Origin of the sequence: Pseudomonas sp. URMO17WK12:I6, assembly GCF_003253625.1 — a bacterium.
Classification (GTDB): Bacteria; Pseudomonadota; Gammaproteobacteria; order Pseudomonadales; family Pseudomonadaceae; genus Aquipseudomonas.
This window is the reverse complement of record NZ_QKYZ01000003.1, coordinates 392,075-412,144: the sequence shown is the minus strand read 5'-3', so window position 1 is coordinate 412,144 and position 20,070 is coordinate 392,075. Positions and strand designations below refer to the sequence as shown.

The 20,070-nt window shown below is 59.0% G+C and carries 20 protein-coding genes and 2 pseudogenes; 17 read left to right on the top strand and 5 right to left on the bottom strand.

The window, feature by feature from the left end:
• Positions 1-161: 161 nt before the first annotated feature.
• The 3 genes and pseudogenes from F475_RS30660 to F475_RS07820 all read left to right on the top strand — a co-directional run.
• A pseudogene (locus tag F475_RS30660) lies at positions 162-433 on the top strand (hypothetical protein); the annotation flags it as partial.
• Positions 417-2,006: an ABC-F family ATPase gene (locus tag F475_RS07825; RefSeq protein WP_026286413.1), complete on the top strand. Its 1,590-nt coding sequence runs from the start codon at positions 417-419 to the stop codon at positions 2,004-2,006. The pseudogene F475_RS30660 and the gene F475_RS07825, both read left to right, overlap by 17 nt.
• A 169-nt stretch (positions 2,007-2,175) precedes the next feature.
• Complete coding sequence (locus F475_RS07820) at positions 2,176-3,363, top strand: MFS transporter (RefSeq protein ID WP_111453603.1); 1,188 nt, start codon at positions 2,176-2,178, stop codon at positions 3,361-3,363.
• A gap of 27 nt (positions 3,364-3,390) precedes the next feature.
• Here the strand turns inward: F475_RS07820 and F475_RS07815 are convergent, their stop codons facing one another.
• Positions 3,391-4,428: a dienelactone hydrolase gene (locus F475_RS07815; RefSeq protein WP_111453602.1), complete on the bottom strand. Its 1,038-nt coding sequence runs from the start codon at positions 4,426-4,428 to the stop codon at positions 3,391-3,393.
• A gap of 169 nt (positions 4,429-4,597) precedes the next feature.
• The gene (locus F475_RS07810; protein ID WP_064618091.1) at positions 4,598-5,209 is read right to left on the bottom strand and encodes an FMN-dependent NADH-azoreductase; all 612 of its coding nucleotides are present in this window, start codon (positions 5,207-5,209) and stop codon (positions 4,598-4,600) included.
• A 130-nt stretch (positions 5,210-5,339) separates the two neighbouring features.
• Between F475_RS07810 and F475_RS07805 the strand changes: the two genes are divergently transcribed.
• Positions 5,340-6,248, top strand: a complete 909-nt coding sequence (locus F475_RS07805; protein WP_086946411.1) for a LysR substrate-binding domain-containing protein — start codon at positions 5,340-5,342, stop codon at positions 6,246-6,248.
• A complete protein-coding gene (locus F475_RS07800; protein ID WP_111453601.1) occupies positions 6,245-6,604 on the top strand; it encodes an MmcQ/YjbR family DNA-binding protein in 360 nt (119 codons plus the stop codon). Before F475_RS07805 ends, F475_RS07800 begins: the two co-directional genes overlap by 4 nt.
• 6 nt (positions 6,605-6,610) lie before the next feature.
• Here F475_RS07800 and F475_RS07795 read toward each other — a convergent pair whose 3' ends face one another.
• Both F475_RS07795 and F475_RS07790 read right to left on the bottom strand, forming a co-directional pair.
• Positions 6,611-7,039 carry a DUF1294 domain-containing protein gene (locus tag F475_RS07795; protein WP_018926071.1) on the bottom strand — a complete coding sequence of 143 codons (429 nt, stop codon included), beginning with the start codon at positions 7,037-7,039 and terminating at the stop codon, positions 6,611-6,613.
• Positions 7,036-7,866: an undecaprenyl-diphosphate phosphatase gene (locus tag F475_RS07790; protein ID WP_026286415.1), complete on the bottom strand. Its 831-nt coding sequence runs from the start codon at positions 7,864-7,866 to the stop codon at positions 7,036-7,038. The genes F475_RS07795 and F475_RS07790 overlap by 4 nt, the downstream gene beginning before the upstream one ends.
• Before the next feature lie 261 nt (positions 7,867-8,127).
• On the opposite strand from F475_RS07790, the pseudogene F475_RS30995 reads away from it, so the two are divergent.
• The 10 genes and pseudogenes from F475_RS30995 to F475_RS07745 form a co-directional block, all read left to right on the top strand.
• Positions 8,128-8,937, top strand: a pseudogene (locus tag F475_RS30995) (cache domain-containing protein); the annotation flags it as partial.
• Positions 8,938-9,060: 123 nt separating this feature from the next.
• Positions 9,061-9,795 carry a methyl-accepting chemotaxis protein gene (locus F475_RS30990; RefSeq protein ID WP_370695259.1) on the top strand — a complete coding sequence of 245 codons (735 nt, stop codon included), beginning with the start codon at positions 9,061-9,063 and terminating at the stop codon, positions 9,793-9,795.
• A 238-nt stretch (positions 9,796-10,033) separates the two neighbouring features.
• Entirely contained in the window at positions 10,034-10,597 is a 564-nt protein-coding gene (gene pnuC / locus F475_RS07780; RefSeq protein ID WP_111453599.1) for a nicotinamide riboside transporter PnuC, read from the top strand.
• The gene (locus tag F475_RS07775) at positions 10,594-11,118 is read left to right on the top strand and encodes an AAA family ATPase (RefSeq protein WP_064618099.1); all 525 of its coding nucleotides are present in this window, start codon (positions 10,594-10,596) and stop codon (positions 11,116-11,118) included. Before pnuC ends, F475_RS07775 begins: the two co-directional genes overlap by 4 nt.
• Positions 11,119-11,498: 380 nt before the next feature.
• A complete protein-coding gene (locus tag F475_RS07770) occupies positions 11,499-11,951 on the top strand; it encodes a hypothetical protein (RefSeq protein WP_111453598.1) in 453 nt (150 codons plus the stop codon).
• Between the two features lies 1 nt (position 11,952).
• Positions 11,953-12,546 (top strand): hypothetical protein, encoded by a 594-nt coding sequence (locus F475_RS07765; protein WP_018926077.1) that lies wholly within the window; start codon positions 11,953-11,955, stop codon positions 12,544-12,546.
• Between the two features lie 64 nt (positions 12,547-12,610).
• Entirely contained in the window at positions 12,611-13,552 is a 942-nt protein-coding gene (locus F475_RS07760) for a heme utilization protein (protein ID WP_111453597.1), read from the top strand.
• A 67-nt stretch (positions 13,553-13,619) separates the two neighbouring features.
• Complete coding sequence (locus F475_RS07755; RefSeq protein WP_018926079.1) at positions 13,620-14,300, top strand: C39 family peptidase; 681 nt, start codon at positions 13,620-13,622, stop codon at positions 14,298-14,300.
• A 45-nt stretch (positions 14,301-14,345) separates the two neighbouring features.
• A complete protein-coding gene (locus tag F475_RS07750; protein WP_111453646.1) occupies positions 14,346-15,092 on the top strand; it encodes a hypothetical protein in 747 nt (248 codons plus the stop codon).
• A gap of 46 nt (positions 15,093-15,138) precedes the next feature.
• Entirely contained in the window at positions 15,139-16,443 is a 1,305-nt protein-coding gene (locus F475_RS07745; protein ID WP_111453596.1) for a transporter, read from the top strand.
• A 68-nt stretch (positions 16,444-16,511) separates the two neighbouring features.
• Here F475_RS07745 and F475_RS07740 read toward each other — a convergent pair whose 3' ends face one another.
• The gene (locus F475_RS07740; protein WP_007937802.1) at positions 16,512-17,837 is read right to left on the bottom strand and encodes a sigma-54 dependent transcriptional regulator; all 1,326 of its coding nucleotides are present in this window, start codon (positions 17,835-17,837) and stop codon (positions 16,512-16,514) included.
• A gap of 343 nt (positions 17,838-18,180) precedes the next feature.
• On the opposite strand from F475_RS07740, the gene F475_RS07735 reads away from it, so the two are divergent.
• Both F475_RS07735 and F475_RS07730 read left to right on the top strand, forming a co-directional pair.
• A complete protein-coding gene (locus F475_RS07735; protein ID WP_018926082.1) occupies positions 18,181-18,447 on the top strand; it encodes a hypothetical protein in 267 nt (88 codons plus the stop codon).
• Between the two features lie 282 nt (positions 18,448-18,729).
• Entirely contained in the window at positions 18,730-20,019 is a 1,290-nt protein-coding gene (locus F475_RS07730; protein ID WP_111453595.1) for a hypothetical protein, read from the top strand.
• Positions 20,020-20,070: the final 51 nt, after the last annotated feature.

Sequence of the window (20,070 nt, the reverse complement as noted above, 5' to 3'; positions counted from 1 at the left end):
GGCCGGGCAAGCGCTGCCGACTTTACCCAGAGCAGCGCCCAGTGTCCCTAACACAACGCTGAACAAAAATAACATTGGCGTGTAATCAAGGATTTGCGCAGCGTTTCGCCACCCACCAGGATGAACCATCCCCTCTGGCAGACCCAAGCAGCGGGGCCAACCTGAAGAAGCTCGCGACACGTTATCGCGCGCCGTACAACTGCCGTCACACTTATGCGACAATATGCAGAATGTCTGGCATGAATCCCGCCTTTATTGCCCAACAGCTTGGACAAGCGTCCAGATGCTGCTCTCGACTTATGCGCGCCGGTTGAAGTCTAGCGGTGACTGGGGAGAGATGGAGAAACTCCAAAACACCCCAGGTATGGCCCAAGCGCCAAAATGCGCAGCTCGCAACCCATTGATAGGTAAAGTAATTGATCTCCACAGCTAACATCACGATGCAGTTCGGCGCCAAGCCGCTATTCGAAAACGTTTCGGTCAAATTCGGCGCGGGCAACCGCTACGGCCTGATCGGCGCCAACGGTTGCGGCAAGTCGACTTTCATGAAAATCCTCGGTGGCGATCTCGAGCCGTCCGGTGGCCAGGTCATGCTTGAGCCGAACGTGCGTCTGGGTAAATTGCGTCAAGACCAGTTCGCCTACGAAGAATTCACCGTGATCGATACCGTGATCATGGGTCATGAAGAGCTGTGGAAGGTCAAGGCCGAGCGCGATCGCATCTACTCGCTGCCGGAAATGACCGAAGAAGACGGCATGGCCGTGGCCGAGCTGGAAACCGAATTCGCCGAAATGGACGGCTACACCGCCGAGTCCCGTGCCGGCGAGCTGTTGCTGGGCCTGGGTATCGGCATCGAGCAGCACTTCGGCCCGATGAGCGAAGTGTCGCCGGGCTGGAAACTGCGCGTGTTGCTGGCGCAGGCGCTGTTCTCCGATCCTGAAGTGCTGTTGCTCGACGAACCGACCAACCACCTGGACATCAACACCATCCGCTGGCTGGAAAACGTGCTGACCCAGCGCTCCAGCCTGATGATCATCATCTCCCACGACCGTCACTTCCTGAACAGCGTGTGCACGCACATGGCTGACCTGGATTACGGCGAGCTGCGCCTGTTCCCAGGCAACTACGACGAGTACATGACCGTGGCGACCCAGTCCCGCGAGCAACTGCTGTCGGACAACGCCAAGAAGAAAGCGCAGATCTCGGAACTGCAATCGTTCGTCAGTCGCTTCTCGGCCAACGCCTCGAAAGCCAAGCAGGCAACTTCCCGCGCCAAGCAGATCGACAAGATCCAGCTGGCCGAAGTCAAACCTTCGAGCCGTGTCAGCCCGTTCATTCGTTTCGAGCAGACCAAAAAGCTGCACCGTCAGGCGGTCATCGTCGAGCGCATGGCCAAAGGCTTCGACGGCAAGACCCTGTTCAAGGACTTCAGCTTCACCGTTGAAGCCGGCGAGCGCGTGGCGATCATCGGCCCGAACGGTATCGGTAAAACCACCCTGCTGCGCACCCTGGTCAACGAACTGACCCCGGACGCCGGCACCGTGAAATGGACCGACGCTGCCGAGCTGGGCTACTACGCCCAGGACCACGCGCACGACTTCGAAGACGACTGCAACCTGTTCGACTGGATGGGCCAATGGACCCAGGGCGGCGAGCAACTGGTTCGCGGCACCCTCGGGCGTATGCTGTTCTCCAACGACGAGATCCTCAAGTCGGTCAAGGTCATCTCCGGTGGTGAGCAAGGTCGCATGCTGTTCGGCAAGCTGATCCTGCAAAAGCCGAACGTGCTGGTAATGGACGAACCGACCAACCACTTGGACATGGAATCCATCGAGGCGCTGAACCTGGCGCTGGAGAACTACCCGGGCACGCTGATTTTCGTCAGCCACGACCGTGAGTTCGTATCGTCCCTGGCCACCCGCATCATCGAGTTGAGCGCCGATGGCGTGATCGACTTCAGCGGCACCTATGACGACTACCTGCGTAGTCAGGGTGTGTTGATGTAAGGCGGCTACTGGCTGCAAATGGAAAGCCCCGGCCTGGTGACGGGGCTTTTTGCATTTCAGGTTGATCCACTTACAGCCGATCTGTCATCCACATCGTTAGCCTGCTTTCTTTTATTTCACGCCCGCGCCATGATGCAGTTCTCCTACCGCCGCCCGCGATCGAGCTCTCATGTCTGTGCAGCAACTGCCCCCGCAAAGCTCCATGGCGATCACCCTGCAGATCGTTTCCATCGTTTTCTATACCTTTATTGCCTTCCTCTGCATCGGCCTGCCGATTGCCGTGTTGCCGGGGTATGTGCATGAACAGTTGGGGTTCAGCGCCATCGTTGCGGGGCTGACCATCGGTTCGCAATACCTGGCCACCCTGCTCAGCCGTCCGATGGCCGGGCGCTTGTCGGACAGCGTCGGCACCAAACGGGCAATTGTTTACGGGTTGTCGGGGATTGTGTTGAGCGGCGTGCTGACGCTGCTGTCGACCCTGCTGCAAAGTTTGCCGCTGTTGAGCCTGATCATCCTGATCGCTGGCCGGTTGTTGCTGGGGATCGCCCAAGGGTTGATCGGAGTCGGCACCATCAGTTGGTGCATGGGCCAGGTCGGTGTCGAGCACACGGCACGTTCGATTTCCTGGAACGGGATTGCCTCATACGGCGCCATTGCCATTGGCGCACCGTTGGGCGTGGTGATGGTCGCTGAATTGGGCTTCGCCAGCCTCGGGATCGTGCTGTCGTTACTGGCCCTGTTGGCACTGCTGTTGATCCGCAACAAACCCTCGGTGCCAGTGATTCGCGGCGAGCGGCTGCCGTTTTGGGCGGTATTCGGGCGCATTGCCCCTTTCGGCGCGAGCCTGAGCCTGGCGTCTATCGGCTACGGCACGCTCACCACTTTTATTACCCTGTATTACGCCAGTCGTAGCTGGACGGGTGCGGCTTACTGCCTGACGGTGTTCGGGGTGTGTTTTATTCTGTCGCGGCTGTTGTTCATTTCCAGCATCAGCCGTTTCGGCGGTTTCACCTCGGCCGTTGCCTGCATGAGCATTGAAACCGTGGGACTGGTCCTGTTGTGGCTGGCGCCCTCGACCGTTTACGCCTTGATTGGCGCAGGCCTGACCGGCTTCGGCCTGTCGCTGGTCTATCCGGCGCTGGGCGTGGAAGCGATCAAGCAGGTGCCCAATTCCAGTCGCGGCGCGGGTTTGAGTGCTTATGCGGTGTTTTTCGATCTGGCGCTGGCGATTGCCGGCCCGTTGATGGGCGCGGTGGCGTTGAACCTGGGGTATGCGTGGATTTTCTTCAGTGCGGCGTTGTTGTCCGTGACCGGGCTCGGTTTGACCCTGTTACTGAAACACCGGGCGATGGTCTAAAGCCTGCTGTAAATCTCTTGTGAGAGTTTATTGATCGGCAGTTTGCATGCCGGCCCGACTCGGTTTACCCAGGGCATGGGAGAAGAAACGTCCGGCTTCGGAGATCAGGTTGCGGTGAATATCCTTGCGGTCGACGCCGTCGGCATCGGTGCACAGCGCCGGCATGGCGGCGATCTGTTCTTCGTTGCACGGTGCCAGGAACACGAAGTGCCCTGCCCCGGCCAGCAATTTGAAATCCGGTGCAGTCGGCAGTTTGCGCGCCAGCGCTGCGGCGTTTTTGTCGAACGCCACCAGTTTGTCGCCATCGCCGCTGTATAGAAGCACCGGCACATGCACCTCGGCCAGGGTCTGGCGGCCGAACTTCAGACTCAGCGGTGCCATCAACAGCAAGGCATGCACTCGTGGGTCTGGCACAGGCTGCAAGTCATCGCGGTCGACGATCAATTCACCTTGCGTGTTGCAGGCATCATGATCGTCCGGGCGCTCATGGCAATAACGGCGCAGACGGTCCAGGTCCGGCGTGGCGCCGGACAGGATCAACGCGGTCTCACCGCCCGCCGAATAGCCGATCACCCCGACCTGATCGGCATTGACGAAGGGCGCCAGCATACGGTCGCCCAAGGTCGCGGTAATGGCTTCGGAAATCTGGATCGGCCGCCCGTAAAGATTGCTCAAGGTGCCGAGGCGGCTGTGGTCTTTGGAGTTGTCGCCGGGATGGATCACCGCCACCACCACAAACCCTTTGCGTGCCAGCGAGGTGGCCAGATCGTGCAGGGCCAGCGGGGTTCCAGTGTTGCCATGGGACAGCATCAGCATCGGGAAGCGTCCGATGGCGACTTTGGTGTCTTCACCGGCTTCGACCGTGTAACCCTCGAGCTTGCTGGAGTGTTCCCTCTCACTGGACGGATAAAAGGCGATGGCGCGCATCGGCTGCAAGTCCAGCGGATCGAGGAACGTCATCTCATGGAAACCGACGCTCCAGTGAGGAAACAGCACAGGCGCGGCGTGCACTGAATTCAGGCTGCCGAACAGGCAAATCAGTAATGTTGCACAAAGACGCACCATGGGATGCCCCACCTTATTACCTGACCGCAGATATTAACCCTCGACTGCATAACCTGGGCCAGAAACTGATCGCCGCCAGAAACAAAAAACTCTGTACCTGGCCATCACGATGACCAGAATACAGAGTTTCAGGGGTATTGCCCGAGCTGTTTACGACTTTACGCAAGCCTTACGCGGCGGCGAACAGTTGTTCGCTGATTTGCGCCTGAGCGTCGCTCATGGCTTTGCTGCGTACTTCATCACCGTAGGCCAGGCCATGGGCGCGGACGAACTCGATGTCGGTGATACCGAGGAAGCCGAACATCACCTTCAAGTACTCTTCATGAGCAGTGCCGGTCGGTTGGCCAGCGTGCAAACCGCCAGCCGTCGAAACGATCACCACTTTCTTGCCGCCGCACAGGCCTTCAGGGCCGGCTTCGGTGTAGCGGAAAGTCTGGCCGGCTACGGCGATGCGGTCGATCCAGGCCTTGAGTTGGGTCGGGATAGTGAAGTTGTACATCGGCGCTGCAATCACGACGGCATCGGCGGCGAGGAATTCGGCCAGGGCCTGCGCACCCAAATCGGCTTCATGCTGTTGCGCGGCGTTGCGCAGCTCAGCGGCGGTGCCAGCGGCGACCAGCGTGGCGGCGGAAAAATGGCTGATGGCATCGGCGGCCAGGTCGCGGTAAGTCACCACAACGCCAGGCTCGGCGGCTTGCCAGGCTTTGACGACTTCACCGCTCAACTGACGGGAAGCCGAGTTGTCACCCAGAATGCTCGAATCGATATGCAGTAATTTCATGTGGGATCTCCAAGGTGAGGATCGCCACCCGGCGATCTGATGGAAACAATCCTACCAACGAAACCAATAGCTGATTAGCTGGCAATAATGCGATAGTTCGTCCCACTGATAGAACAGCTGGATTTAAATCATGCAAGATCTCAACGACCTCTACTACTTCGCCAAGGTGGTCGAGGCCGGCGGCTTCGCGGCGGCCGGGCGTTTGCTCGGGATTCCCAAGTCTCGGTTGTCACGACGCATCGCCGAACTGGAAGAACGCCTGGGCGCGCGCCTGCTGCAACGCACCACCCGCCAACTCAACCTGACCGCCGTGGGCGAGCGCTACTTGCGGCACTGTCAGGCGATGCTGCTGGAGGCCGAGATGGCCGACGAAGCGGTGGCCAGCATGTCCAGCGAACCCCGGGGGCGGCTGCGGGTTTCCTGCCCGGTGGGGTTGGCCCACGACATGTTCCCGTCGGTGATCAGCAAGTTCCTGGAGAAATTCCCGCAGGTTCAGCTGGAGATGCTGCTGCTCAATCGCCGGGTTGATCTGGTGACCGAAGGCGTCGATGTCGCCTTGAGAGTGCGGGAACTGGGAGATGAAGACCCACTGCTGGTCACCCGCCGCTTACGTCAGGCGCAGACTGTCATGGTCGCCAGCCCGGCGTTTCTTCGCGAGCGGCGGATCAAGACCCCGGACGACTTGAAAAACGTACCGATATTGGGCGCACTGGAAGCCGATCGGCTGGTGCATCTGCGGATGCTCGACCAGCAGGGCAAGGCCTGTGAAATGACATTCGAAGCCCGATTGGGCATCGACGATTTTCTCGTGCGCAAGGCGTGTACCCTGTCCGGGCTGGGTTTCACCGTGTTGCCGATGATGTATTGCGAGCAGGAACTGGAAAACGGCTCGCTGGTGCAGCTGCTACCTGACTGGTCATTGCCGGGCGGTTGGCTGCAAGCGGTCTACCCTCATCGGCGCGGGGTAATGCCGGCAGTACGCGCCTGGATCGACCATTTGATCGAATCATTCAATGCCTGTGGGGACCGACTGTTATGAAGGCAAGACCAATGAGCGAAGAGGATATCGCGCAATTCTGCCTGGCGCTGCCCGGCGCGCGGGAGGATTACAAGTGGGGGGGCGTAAGGGTGTTTTCGATTGCCGGGAGCAAGATGTTCGCCTTGCAGAACCTGCGGGGTCAGTCCCTGGCCTTCAAGGTCGACAAGGACCTGTTCCTGGGTCATTGCGACCGACCGGGCATTCACCCGGCGCCGTATCTGGCCCGGGCGCAGTGGATCATCATGGACACGCCCTACCCGCTGGGCACCGAAGAGCTGCAAGGCTTGCTGCAACGTTCCCACCAACTGGTGGTGAGCAAGTTGCCCAAGCGCACCCAGATCGGCTTGCTGCTTTAAACAGCTTTAGAACAGCGCGAACAGCTGAGCACCCAGAAACAACTGGTCGATCCAGAACACCTGATGCATCAGCACGATGAGCCAGAACACCAGTTGAAACGAAACCTTGCGGGTCTTGTGCCGAAACACTTGCTGGGCCAGCAAGGCACCCGGCCAACCGCCCGCCAGTTCCACCGCGTGCAAGACGTTCTCCGGCGTGCGCCAGCTGTCGGCGCGGGCCTTGTGCTTGTCGCCCCAGTACAGGAAAAACGCCAGCACGCTAACGATGCCATAGGCGGCCAGGGGAATCACCGACACCCCGCGCAGCCACAGCGACACCGAGCCAAACAACGGCACTGCGCACAGCAAAACGAACACCAGCAATTTCAACCGCAGGTTTTGAATCGCTCCCCCGGACTTGCGCCCGGGGTTGTTGCGTGCGGTGGCGTCGCTCATGGCTTGGCCGCGGTCCAGTCGACCCAACCGAACTGCCAGGTCGCCAGAATCACCAGGCCAAACACAATGCGATACCAGGCGAATGCCGCGTAGCTGTGGCTGGCGATGAACTTGAGCAGGCCCCGGACGGCGATCATCGCAAAGATAAACGCGGTGACGAAGCCGATGGCGAACACCGGGAAATCAGCCGGCACAAACAGATGGCGGTATTTATAGCCCGAGTAAACCGCTGCGCCGACCATGGTTGGCATGGCAAGGAAGAACGAAAACTCGGTGGCCGTCTTGCGCGACAACCCGAACAGCAAACCGCCGATGATCGTCGAACCGGAACGCGAGGTCCCCGGGATCATCGCCAGGCACTGGGCGAAACCGACTTTCAGGGCCTCTTTCCAGGTGATGTCATCGACGCTTTCGGCATGCACGACATGCTGCCGGCGTTCAGCCCACAACATGATAATCCCGCCCACGACCAATGCGCTGGCCACAGTGATCGGGTTGAACAGGTACTTGTGGATCAGGTCGGCGAAAATCACCCCCAATACCACGGCCGGCATGAAGGCGATCAACAGGTTCGCGGTAAAGCGTCGAGCGCTGGGCTGCGTCGGTAAACCGATGATCACGTCGAGGATCTTGCGACGGAACTCCCAGACCACCGCCAGGATCGCGCCGAGCTGAATGATGATGTTGAAGGCCATCGCTCGTTCGCCGCCGAAATTGAGCAGGTCCGCCACAATGATCTGGTGCCCGGTACTGGAAATGGGCAAGAACTCGGTCAGCCCTTCTACAACGCCTAAAATCAATGCCTGAAAGGCTGTCCAAAGATCCATCATTCCCCCAAGAAGCCATGCCCCCAGGCATGCCCCGTTAATAATTTGTAGAGCGTTATTCGCGATCAGCGTGCGCTGAAACCCCGCGCGCACAAGATCCACACAAAACCGTAAAAATTCCGTGAAAAATCGACTTGGACTCAGGTTTTTCCGCGCGGGGCCGAAATCCTATCAGACAAGCCTCATTTACGCTGCCGCGTAATAGGACCTGAGTAGGATAGGCCCGATCGGCAACGTGTGGTTGGATGCTGGCGATCGTTTATGACAAGAACAAGAAAACGGAGTAACAGCGTTATGAACAGCTTGCGCAGTGTGTCGATCAGCCGACGCTTGTGGCTTATCTTGATCGTGGCCGTGGTGATGCTGTTGACGTTGGGCGCGTTGATGCTCAAGCAGATCCACGACGACCTCTATCAGGCCAAGGCCCAGAAGACCCAGCATGTGGTGCAGACCGCCAGTGGCATCCTGACCTACTACCACGGCCTGGAAACCGCCGGCACCCTCACCCGCGGCGCCGCGCAACAACAGGCACTGACCGCCGTGCGGGGTTTGCGCTACGACCAGAATGACTATTTCTGGATCAACGACCTGACGCCGGTCATGGTCATGCACCCGACCAATCCAAAACTCGAAGGCCAGAACCTCTCGACGATCCGCGACCCGGACGGTTTTGCACTGTTCAACGAAATGGCTGCCATCGCCAAGTCCAAGGGCGCCGGCATGGTCAACTATCGCTGGCCGAAACCGGGCGCCAGTGCGCCGGTGGAAAAAACCTCCTACGTCAAACTGTTCGAGCCCTGGGGTTGGGTGATCGGCTCAGGCGTGTACATCGACGACATGCAGGCCGAGTTTAATGCGCAGGTCTGGAAGGCGTCTTTCGTCGGCCTGGTGATTGCCCTGATCATGGCGCTGCTGGTGATCATGATTGCCCGCAGCATCGTGCGCCCGCTGCAGGAAACCGTGAATGCCATGGCCAATATCGCCAGCGGTGAAAGCGACCTGACCCGCAGCCTTGATACCCACGGCCAGGACGAAGTCACGCAACTGGCCCGACACTTCAACGCCTTTACCGCCAAGCTGCGCCTGGTGATCAATCAGTTGCAAGTGTCCGCCGGCGCGCTGGGCCAGTCTTCCAGCGAACTGGGCAACGACGCCGCACAAGCCCAGCAACGCAGCCAGCAGCAGTCCCAGCAAATGGAACTGGTGGCGACCGCGATCAACGAAGTGACCTACGGCGTGCAGGATGTGGCGAAAAACGCCGAGCACGCGGCCAGTGAAATGCGCGATGCCGAATCTCAGGCGCAGCAGGGGCAGATCAATATCGATGGCAGCCTGCAGCAGATCGACAAGCTGTCTTCGACCATCGATCAAGCGGTGGAAGTGATTCGTACGCTGGCCGACGAAAGCACGCAAATCGGCAGTGTCCTGGAAGTGATTCGCTCTATCGCCGAGCAAACCAACCTGCTGGCCCTCAACGCTGCCATCGAAGCCGCCCGGGCCGGTGAGCAAGGTCGAGGGTTCGCGGTGGTCGCCGATGAAGTGCGCCTGCTCGCCCAGCGTACCCAGAAGTCGACGGCAGAAATCCAGTCGATGATCGAACGCCTGCAAAGCCATTCCGAAGCGGCGGTCAAGGTCATTGGCGACAGCAGCCGCGCCTCGCAACTGACCATCGAGCAGGCCGGCCTGGCCGGTGCCAGCCTGAATGCCATCGGCCAGGCCTTGCGCAACCTCAACGGCTTGAATGCCTCGATTGCCAGTGCAACCTTGCAGCAGGCGCATGTGGTGGAAGACATCAATCAGAACGTCACCCAGGCCGCCGGGTTGTCCCACAGCACGGCATTGGCGGCCGAGCAGTCGAGCGTGGCCAGTGTTCATCTCAAGGAATTGAGCGAACAGTTGAACGGGTTGCTCAAGCAGTTTCGCGTCTGATCACTTGTAGCAGCTGGCGCAGCCTGCGTTCGGCTGCGCAGCAGTCGTGAAATCAGGCGACGCCGGTTCCAGATAGACCGTGTGCGCAGAATTTACGACGGCTTCGTCCGAATGCGGCCCACACCGAACGCAGCCTCGCAGGCTCGGCAGCTGCTACACCGGACTGCGCAAGCCGGTTCTACTTGGCCGCGCCTGCCGCTACAATCCTCCCCCCTTTCGTCTTCCCCAAGGATCCTCCATGTCCGGGCTTGAACTGTTTGCCGCCGCCCTCGGTGTGATTGCCGTCTGGCTGACGGTCAAACAGAACCCCTGGTGCTGGCCGGTCGGTCTGGTCATGGTGCTGCTGTATAGCTGGATCTTTTTCGAGGTGAAGCTGTATTCGGACATGTTGCTGCAAGTGATCTACGCCGCGTTGCAGCTTTACGGCTGGAGGCAGTGGACTCGCGCGGGCGTGACGCATGACGGGCGGCATGTCAGCGTGCTCGATGGCCAATCCGTCGTGCTTGGGCTGGCCGTGGGCGCGGTCGGCAGCCTGCTGCTGGGGGCTGCGATGGCTCACTGGACCGACGCCGCCCAACCCTGGCTCGACGCCGCCTTGACCGGTTTCAGCCTGGTAGCACAGTTATGGATGGCGCAAAAACGCCTGCAATGCTGGCCGCTGTGGATCGCGCTGGACGTCATCTTCGTCGGCCTGTTCATCTACAAAGAGCTGTACCTGACCGCCGCCCTCTATGGGGTTTTCGCCCTGCTGGCGGTGCAAGGCTGGCGGACGTGGCGCGCCGACCCGGCGTTGCGCACATGAAAGTGCTGGTGCTCACGGGCCCCGAATCGAGCGGCAAGAGCTGGCTCGCCACCGAGCTGCAACAGCAATTCGGCGGCGTTCTGGTGGGTGAATACGTGCGTTGGTTCATTGAACAGGAGGCACGGGACACCTGCCTCGCGGATATCCCCGAGATCGCCCGCGGCCAGTTGCAATGGGAAGATGATGCCCGCGCCCTTGCGCCACCGTTGCTGATTCTCGACACGCACTTGCTGAGCAACATGCTTTGGAGCCAGACCCTGTTCAGCGATTGCCCGGCCTGGCTCGAACAAGCGCTGCTGGCCCGGCATTACGACTTGCACTTGCTGTTGTCGCCTGAACTCGTCGACTGGACCGACGATGGCCAGCGCTGTCAGCCGCAGCTGGATCAACGCCGGGCTTTTTTCAACGCGACTCAAGCGTGGCTGGAGCAGCATCGGCAATCTGTTCAAGTGATCCAGGGTGACTGGGCAGAACGCCGAGCCCAAGCGTTGCAGGCCGTCACTCTGCTGCTAGATTGCTGAATTCGGCTGTAGCAGCTGCTACAGCCCCCCCAGCCCCCCCAGCCCCCCAGCATTTGTTGCGATAATTTTTCAAATGCGTCCGTTTGTGAAACATACCTTTGCACTCGAACAGCCCGTTTCAGCGCTATTCATCATTGCGTCTTGATCTGTGTTAAAGCGCTGATACATCACCACGCAAGCTATGGATCCAGAGCGTTGCGCCTCCTTTTCCCCGTTATAACCCCCGCTTTTGTCTCAGGCCTGAAACAGCTCAATCAAGGATCCATTTAGCCTGATCGATAACCCCTTGAATCAAAACAACAATCAAAAAGCGGCACGACTTTCGCTCTCTCCTTCACAACGCTGATTAGGGCCAGCGCACAACAGAAGGAATCGCAGTCGTGGGGACTTTTCGTAAAGGCTTTACGCGCTTGATGCTGCTCGGATGTGCCGCCGTCTCGGTACTCAGTCTTGATGTTCAGGCTGAAGGCAATGGCGTGATCGTACTCACTCGTGATGTACAGCCCCACACCGTTGGCAGGCCACCGTTCCAGAAAGACCCCTACCCGACCACTGTCAACGCCAACCCTTCGGATCGTGTCACCTCGACACTCAACAGCACCGAACTGAGCGATGGTGAGTTCGCCAGCGTGGCCAGCGGTTCGTCCATCAGCAACAACATCAACCAGAACGGCAACATACCCGGCAGCCTCAATGTCGTGACCAATCCCAATGGCATGCCCGGCATGAGTGCCGGTCACGGCGGCGGTAGCGGTGGCGCGATTTCGGGAACGATCAACCATGCCATGAGTTCCGGCCTCGCGCCGTTGGGCAGATTGGCGGGAGGTCAATGACATGAGCCGCTCCCTGATCCTTCTCGCCCTGGTCATCGGTGCCAGTGTGAGCCCAGGCGCCATGGCCGACTCCAGCGTTCCGGTGGTCAACACCGCCAACATCCTGGATTCCGGCGCCCGGTACAACGGCAACTTCAACGTCAACCAGGCCTCCGGCGATCAACAGCAACAGGCCAATACCCGCGCCATCGCCATCGGCACCACTGATGCCTCGGCGACCACCCGCGTCATCCAGAAACTCGACACGCCCGCCAACCCGTCGATGAACGCGACGGCCACCATCGGCGGCAACTCTTTCAGTCAAGGCAACGGTGCACTGGGTGTCAACCAGGGCGCCGGGGCCAACAACCAGATGGCCAACGCAATGCGCATCAGCATCAGTGCTGCGCCGCAAAGCGTCGACGATAGCGCCCTTTCTCAACAGAACGTGGCGTTGTTACCAAGCTCAGGGGCAACTGACGCTTCAAAAGGCAGTCGCCAGGTCGTGACAAGCGACCAGGCCTTCACCGGCAGCCGAGGAGTGATTCAGGTGAACCAGAGTGCCGGGGTGGGGAACCGAATGGCTAACACCCTGAGCATACGGGTCGCTGACTGACCCGAACGCAGTGCGATTAGAAAGTAACCAACACTTAACCAACTAATAAGCACGGAGAATCACCATGAAACCCACAATGGCTCTCAAGCCTCTCGTGTTCGCCCTGGCAGCCGTCATGGCGATGGCTGCACAAGCCAACGATAACGACCATGGTCACGGCCACCATCATCACGGCCCCAAAGGCCCCACCTGGGAACAGCAACTGTCAATCGACTCAGCCGCCAGCGCCTATGTAGGGGATACACAGGACAGCAGCGGCAACTCGGTACTCAACCAAGGCACCAACAACACCGCCGGGGCTGACAACTCGCTCAACGGTTCCAACGGCAACATGGGTGCCAACGTCGCGGGGGGCGATGGCAACCAACAAGACAACGCCGCCGCGCTGGCTACCGCTGATGAAAGCTTCATCTTCGGTTCTGCCGAGGCAACCTCCACCGCGTATCAATACAACACCAATAACTACGTCAAAAACCTCTCTACTCAAAATAACGCCACGCTCAACAATGCGGGCAACAACGGCTCCGGCAACATTGGCATCAACGTGACTGCCGGCAACTTCAACCAACAGAAAAACAACCTGGCGATTGCCGTGTCTGGCGGCCGGGTAGCAACAGCCTCGGCTGACGCTTACCAATCCACCACCGGCCTGGATGTCGACAACAAGGCTGACCGGACCCACGTCACCACCACCCTCACCGATACCACCACGTCCTCGGGCACCTTCAAGGCCAAAGGCACCGGGACGATCGATGACAGTGGCTGGGGTCACAGAGGCGATGACAAGTTCAAATTCAGCGCCGTGGGCACCTTCGATCTGGCTGGCGTCACCACCCATCAAGTGCTGACTCCAGACGGCTGGAAAAACCCGGTTGTGAACAACGCCTCCATGACCAACTCGATGAACAGCTTCTCCGGCAACGGCGGTGCCAACGTGTCGGCGGGTGTGGGCAACCAACAAAGCAACTCTCTGTCCATTGCTGCCGGCTGCAGAGCCTGCATGTAATCGCGATCGAAATGAAAGCCCCGGCAACGGGGCTTTCTTTCCATGGCTCCTCGAGGGCGTATCGATCATGCGTACGACAGCCTTTTTCGCCCTGCTGTGCCTGTGTGGTCTGACTCAGGCGGCACAGATGCCAGTCGCCGCCTTACCGGGCGGCATGCTGGTTTACAAGCAGGTGCAAAGCGTGCGTGAGCGCAAGTTCAGCGACATCGTCGAACAAAAAACCGACTTCAGCTGCGGCGCTGCCGCACTGGCTACGGTGCTACGCCAGGCTTACTGGCTCGATGTCGATGAGGAACACATCATCAAAGGCATGCTGATCAATGCTGATCAGAACCTTGTCCGTACTCAAGGTTTCTCCATGCTGGACATGAAGCGCTACATCGAAGCAATCGGCATGCGCGCGCGTGGCTACCGGATACCGCCCGAGAAACTCGAAGCGGTGACCATTCCGGTGGTGGTGCTGATGGAAATTCGCGGCTACAAGCATTTCGTGGTGATGCAGCGGGCGGACAAGAACTGGGTCTATATCGGCGACCCGGTGCTTGGGCACAAACGCTATTCCCATGATGACTTTGTCAAAGGCTGGAACGGCATCGTCTTCGCTATCGTGGGTCCCGGGTACGACAAAACCAATGCATTGCGTAGCCCTCCGGAACCGCTGACGGCCAAGAACAAACTGGACACTTTCAACCCGGTCAAAGATGCCGAATTGATGGACTTTGGCTTCATTCAGAGCGACTTCTTCTAATCGCCCACTGATGATAGAGAGGGCTGGATGCCCTGGGAGCAGCAGATGAAAACCTCATACTGGCTGGCCGCCGCTTGCCTGGCAGCAAGCGCATCGGGTTATGCCAATGCAGGATTCAAACCCATCGAACTCAAGGACCATGAGCTCGCCGAGCTACGCGGTCGTTATGTCATGCCAGGGCGGATCATCAGCTTTGGCATCATCATGAGCAGCACCTGGCGCAATGCCAGCGGAGACCTGATCGGGGTGGCGACGGCCATGCAGATCCAGGCCTCTACCGTAAAGCCGCAACTTTACGTGTCGACCATTAAAGAAACCGGTAACGGCAGTACGCCGCCATCGGGCACCGGAAATGTGATCGGTGGCGCAGGACTGACCACTACCCAGGGAGTCACCCAAACTGTTCGCGCCGCTGGTGACGGCAATACCGCCTACAACAATGTCGCCATCAACGTCAAAGAGGCCAACCAGGCGCCGGCGCCGAGTCCCGTCCAAGGGCAGGTGCTGACAAGCGGGCAAACCATTACCGACAGCAATGCCGCCGGTAACGTCGCAGTGGCGGCCACCGGTGGTGGCGTGCAAATGGCCATCCAGGCCAGCAACAATCAAGGTACGGCCATGCAAAAAGCGGCTCAGGGGGGGCTGGTGCAGAACACCCGGCTTCTGGGCAACAGCAACAGGGTCAATAACCTGACGCAACTTAATGTAGTGCTTAACAACAATGGCCGAAATGCCGGAGCAGTCAACTGCAATCTGAGTCAACTCAACGCACTACGCAGCCTGGGATATTGAACTACGCTGATGTTCGATCATTGGGCTTCATGGGGGACGGCTTATCATGTATCGGTCAGTACCACTGCGCGCGATCGTTTGTCTGAGCACTTTGTTCCCGTCGGCGCTGCTGCAAGCAGCGTCCGATGCGGACGTGGAAGCTTTGAAGCAACAACTCATGGAGCTCAAGCAACGATACGAAGTACAACAAAAGGCCTTGGCAGTACTCGAACAACGAGTCCGCCAAGTGGAGGAACAACCGGCGGCGGCACCGCCTAAACGCCTGGCCAAGTCGCCAGCCGACATGAAAGGCAACCCGCAAGTGGCCACAAGGACGGGAGCGGCCGCGGCTTCAGGCGGCGCCGCGGGCAGCGGCAGCTCCTATGGACAATCGCTGGCCGATGACTCTCAACCGGCACAGAGTGTTTCCAACCTGTATGACGAGGCCAGCGGATTCTTCGGCGGCGGCAAGTTCAGCCTCGAAACCGGGCTGACCTATTCGCGTTACGATACCCGCCAGCTGATCCTCAATGGCTTCCTCGCACTGGACTCGATCTTTCTGGGCAACATCAACCTGGACCGGATCAAGGCCGACACCTGGACGCTGGACCTCACCGGGCGCTACAACTTCGACAATCGCTGGCAATTCGACCTGAACGTACCGGTGGTGTACCGCGAATCGACGTATCAGTCCGGCGGCGCCAACAACGGTGCCGCGGGGGTGACCAGCGAAGAAACCGTCACCCGGGATCCGACGCTGGGCGATATCAACTTCGGGATCGCCTACAAATTCATGGACGAATCAGTCAACACCCCAGATGCGGTGTTCACCTTCCGAGTCAAGGCACCGACCGGCAAGGACCCGTTCGGCATCAAACTGCGCCAGAGCGACGCCAATACCAACCTGTTCGTGCCTGACACCCTGCCGACCGGCAACGGCGTCTGGTCGATCAGCCCCGGTATCTCGCTGGTCAAGACCTACGATCCGGCGGTTCTGTTCGGTAGCCTGTCCTACACCCACAACTTCGAAGAATCCTTCGACGACATCAGCGCCACCGTCAATCAGAAAGTCCCGGGCAAGGTGCGGATCGGCGACAGCTTCCAGATTGGCGCGGGCATCGCGTTCGCGCTGAACGAAAAAATGAGTATGTCGTTCTCGGTGTCTGACCTGGTGCAACGCAAAAGCAAGCTCAAGCAGGATGGCGGGGATTGGGAGTCGGTGGTGTCCAGCGACGCCAACGCCGGTTACTTCAACGTCGGCATGACCATCGCGGCCTCCGACAACCTGACGATCGTTCCCAACTTGTCCATCGGTATGACCGACGATGCGCCGGACTTTTCCTTCAGCCTGAAATTCCCGTACTACTTCTAAACCGCACCCCGTAATAGAAAAGGCCCACTACGATAGTTGTCGTAGCGGGCCTTTTTTGTTGCACCGCCCTAGCGGATCTGGTGCTTGTGCAGCAATCGGTAAAAAGTCGGCCGTGACACGCCCAGGACTCGGGCGGCAACACTCAGGTTGTCGCTGTGCCGGTTCAATACATCGCACAGCGCCTGGCGCTCGGCGCGAGTCTTGTAGTCTTCAAGGGTGCCCATCGGCGTGGCGAAGGCGTGTTGACTGAGCAGCCCCAGGTCTCGCGCCTCGATCTGCCGCCCTTCGGCAAGTACCAACCCACGACGTACCCGATTGGCCAGCTCGCGGACATTGCCCGGCCAGTCGTGCTTGCCCATGGCGACCAATGCATCTTCGCTGAAACTGCGCGGACGACGACCGGTTTCACTGCTGTAGAAATGGGAGAAGTGGTTGGCCAGCATCAATAGATCACCATGGCGCTCACGCAGCGGCACGGTGACCACTTGCAGGACGTTTAAACGGTAGTACAAATCTTCGCGAAAGCGTTTGTTCTCGATGGCCTCTTCAAGGTCGACGTGCGTCGCCGCCAATACCCGCACATCCACCGGAATAGGTTGATGGCCGCCAACCCGCTCGATGTGTTTTTCCTGCAGGAAGCGCAACAGATTGGCTTGCAGCTCCAGGGGCAGATCGCCTATTTCATCGAGAAACAGGGTGCCGCCGTTGGCGGCTTCTATCCGCCCGACCTTGCGCTGATGGGCGCCGGTAAAGGCCCCCTTCTCGTGACCGAACAATTCGGACTGGATCAAATGTTCGGGAATCGCGCCACAGTTGATCGCCACGAATGGCTTGCTGTGGCGCTGGGATTGTTGATGCAGGGTGCGGGCGACCAATTCCTTACCGGTGCCGCTTTCGCCGCGGATCAGCACCGGCGACTCGGTGGGCGCCAGCTTGCTCAGTAGTTTGCGTAGCTCGCGAATCGGTTTGCTGTCGCCGAGCAGTTCGTGTTCAGGCTGATCGATATGAACCGTGCCCTGCCCGCGCAGGCGCGCCATGCCGAACGCTCGGCCCAGAGTGACCTGAACCCTTGAAACATCGAACGGCAAGGTATGGAAGTCAAAAAACCATTCGCAGACGAAATCCCCGACATTCTGCATTCGCAGGACATCCTGATCGAGCACGGCGATCCACTCGGTACCGCTACGGGTGATCAGTTCCTTGACGGCTTCCGGACGTTCCAGATGAAACGGCTGCAAGCGCAACAGGCCGACGTCGCAGGTTCGTTCCGCGGCGTTTTCCAGGGTACAGCTGTCGACATCCCAACCCACAGCGCGTAAACCCGGCAGCAAACGGTGGCAGTCGTCGCAAGGATCCACTACTAAAAGACGTCGTAAAGCAGGCGCTTCGATCATGACTGTTCCTTGGCGCCAAATTTTAGGAAATATTATTAAAAACAGTCATTTGGCGGGCTTCGGTGTAACACTAGCAAAATATTGACGCGGGCTTGTATCGATTGCTTATAGGGACGTCGGCTTATTAGTTATAAAAAATCACTTAATGAGTTGCCTAACGAATTGAACCTTTCATTCAGCTTTCAGCAACTGCCTGAATCGCCGGCGAATCAAAGAAAGTTGAAATTTCTTTTGATTGTGTGTGACCCAACCCCCGGTTGCGGACATCAGTACAAGTAACCAGCCGAACGGTAAGCCCAACCGACGGCACATCACTTGATTGGGCACACAGAGAGAAGACCCCATGAACGCCCCGCTCCGTATCAACGAAGCTCTTTTGATTGCCGACCGCGCATTCCAACCCTTTCAATGCGTGGCCTGGGCCCCACAAGACGGTAATGGTGAGCTCAGCCTGGCCATCATTGATCGCACTAACACTCGCATCAGCAGCAAACAAATCCCCAGCAGTGCCTATTCCGATCCACAGCAACTTGCACACTTGCTGGAACAAGCCCGCGCCGAGCTGAGCGAGGAAGGTTACACACTGCAATCGTGGTCCATGCCGCATTAATCTTTTTCGCGGATTACCGCCCGGTAATCCGCGTCCCTTCTTCTCCTTAGTTGACGGTTTCTACGGTCAGCTGCATAACGCCATTTTCGTTTTCCAACTTCTAGCCGCCAGATTACTTGGCAGGCTTGTCAGTGGTTCGAGAAGACACTGTTCTGGCACAAAACGCCGCTCCTCCCGAGCGTAATGGCAGTTGCGCATCATCGCATTCAGGGATTGAATGTTCTTCTCATGCAGTCAACCTCCGGGCACCCGGACAAGGACGGCTGGCAAGGAGATGCGTGCATGTCACTCCAGACTGCTTTTGCCATACCGGCAGCGGTGAAAGACGCCGGGCAACTCGATAGCCATTTCGCTGGCAGCGGCAAGACTCAAGTGTATTTCGCCGGCAGTACTTCCAGCAGGATCAATGGCGTGGCGATTGACCACACCGGCCGAATACTGGCGGCAGCCAAGGTCGGCACGCCAGGTGGCAGCCGCTTTGGCCTGGCCCGCCTGCGTGAGGATGGTTCGGCGGATCTGGCCTTCGGCAAACAAGGCAGCGTCATCGGGCAATTCGCCCACGGCTACGAGGCCATGGCGGGCACAGTGCGGGTGCTGGCCGACGGGAACATTCTGGTGGCCGGCCTGCACTACGAAAATGCTCATCGTACGCTGCCCGCCCTGGCGATGTTTGATCAACGGGGCTGTCCGATACAGGGTTTTGGTGAGCACGGCCGCTGCGTGGTGCGCCTGCCGGGGAAGCTTTCCGAAGGCGCTCGCGACGCTTGGTTACCACCCGGCGTGCCGGGTACCGAGGCCTGTGATATCTGCGTGCAGGACGATGGTCGAATCCTGCTGCTGGCCAATCATCACTTTGAATTGGCCGATCACGTCGGCATGCTGATTCGGCTCAATGCCGACGGCTCGCTGGACAGCACCTTCAACGGTCGTGGCTTTGTCATGGTCCGGCACTTATTGATGAACACCTGGCTGAACAGTCTGATGGTGCAACATGACGGCCGAATCCTGGTGGGCGGATCGATCAATTTCCCCGAGGAAGGTTTGCTGGCGCGTTATCACACCGATGGCCAGTTGGATGACGGCTTCGCCGTGGATGGCTTCATGACCTTCAAGGCCTGGGGTCAGAGTGCCCAGGTCTGCCAGATCGTCCAGCACGAAAATGGTGATTTGCATTGTTTTGGCAGCAGTCGCGACCCGATGCACTGCCTCGCCCTGAACGTTCACAGCAATGGCCGACCTGACATGCATTGCAATAGCGGCCAGCCACAACTGTTGGAAATCAGCCACAGCGGCTGCCAGTGGACCGCAGCCCAGATACAACCGGACGACTGTGTACTGACGGTCGGAGCGACGGGCGGCGGGCTCGAAGGCGATTTCATTCTCGCTCGCTACTTACCCAATGGGGCGCTGGATCGCAGCTTCGCCAATGGCATGGGCTGGGTCCGCACACGCCTGAGTCGAGGCCCCGACACCGCCACTGCATTGGCCGTGCAGGCCGATGGTTGCATCGTCGTCGGCGGCTATTCACTGGATGGCAACTACCGCGCCGTCGTCGCCCGCTATCAACCCTAGTTTCCTGCACTTGATCTTCCCTTCCGCTTACGGCAAGTTGCGCGCTTCTTA

What these genes read in the sequence shown, in the direction of transcription:
- F475_RS07805 (WP_086946411.1), top strand. Translation starts at nt 5,340, where the DNA reads ATGCAAGATCTCAACGACCTCTACTACTTCGCCAAGGTGGTCGAGGCC.
- F475_RS07815 (WP_111453602.1), bottom strand. Translation starts at nt 4,428, where the DNA reads ATGGTGCGTCTTTGTGCAACATTACTGATTTGCCTGTTCGGCAGCCTG.
- F475_RS07755 (WP_018926079.1), top strand. Translation starts at nt 13,620, where the DNA reads ATGCGTACGACAGCCTTTTTCGCCCTGCTGTGCCTGTGTGGTCTGACT.
- F475_RS07800 (WP_111453601.1), top strand. Translation starts at nt 6,245, where the DNA reads ATGAAGGCAAGACCAATGAGCGAAGAGGATATCGCGCAATTCTGCCTG.
- F475_RS07760 (WP_111453597.1), top strand. Translation starts at nt 12,611, where the DNA reads ATGAAACCCACAATGGCTCTCAAGCCTCTCGTGTTCGCCCTGGCAGCC.
- F475_RS07810 (WP_064618091.1), bottom strand. Translation starts at nt 5,209, where the DNA reads ATGAAATTACTGCATATCGATTCGAGCATTCTGGGTGACAACTCGGCT.
- F475_RS07730 (WP_111453595.1), top strand. Translation starts at nt 18,730, where the DNA reads ATGTCACTCCAGACTGCTTTTGCCATACCGGCAGCGGTGAAAGACGCC.
- F475_RS07745 (WP_111453596.1), top strand. Translation starts at nt 15,139, where the DNA reads ATGTATCGGTCAGTACCACTGCGCGCGATCGTTTGTCTGAGCACTTTG.
- pnuC (WP_111453599.1), top strand. Translation starts at nt 10,034, where the DNA reads ATGTCCGGGCTTGAACTGTTTGCCGCCGCCCTCGGTGTGATTGCCGTC.
- F475_RS07735 (WP_018926082.1), top strand. Translation starts at nt 18,181, where the DNA reads ATGAACGCCCCGCTCCGTATCAACGAAGCTCTTTTGATTGCCGACCGC.
- F475_RS07750 (WP_111453646.1), top strand. Translation starts at nt 14,346, where the DNA reads ATGAAAACCTCATACTGGCTGGCCGCCGCTTGCCTGGCAGCAAGCGCA.
- F475_RS07740 (WP_007937802.1), bottom strand. Translation starts at nt 17,837, where the DNA reads ATGATCGAAGCGCCTGCTTTACGACGTCTTTTAGTAGTGGATCCTTGC.
- F475_RS07790 (WP_026286415.1), bottom strand. Translation starts at nt 7,866, where the DNA reads ATGGATCTTTGGACAGCCTTTCAGGCATTGATTTTAGGCGTTGTAGAA.
- F475_RS07820 (WP_111453603.1), top strand. Translation starts at nt 2,176, where the DNA reads ATGTCTGTGCAGCAACTGCCCCCGCAAAGCTCCATGGCGATCACCCTG.
- F475_RS07765 (WP_018926077.1), top strand. Translation starts at nt 11,953, where the DNA reads ATGAGCCGCTCCCTGATCCTTCTCGCCCTGGTCATCGGTGCCAGTGTG.
- F475_RS07795 (WP_018926071.1), bottom strand. Translation starts at nt 7,039, where the DNA reads ATGAGCGACGCCACCGCACGCAACAACCCCGGGCGCAAGTCCGGGGGA.
- F475_RS30990 (WP_370695259.1), top strand. Translation starts at nt 9,061, where the DNA reads ATGGAACTGGTGGCGACCGCGATCAACGAAGTGACCTACGGCGTGCAG.
- F475_RS07775 (WP_064618099.1), top strand. Translation starts at nt 10,594, where the DNA reads ATGAAAGTGCTGGTGCTCACGGGCCCCGAATCGAGCGGCAAGAGCTGG.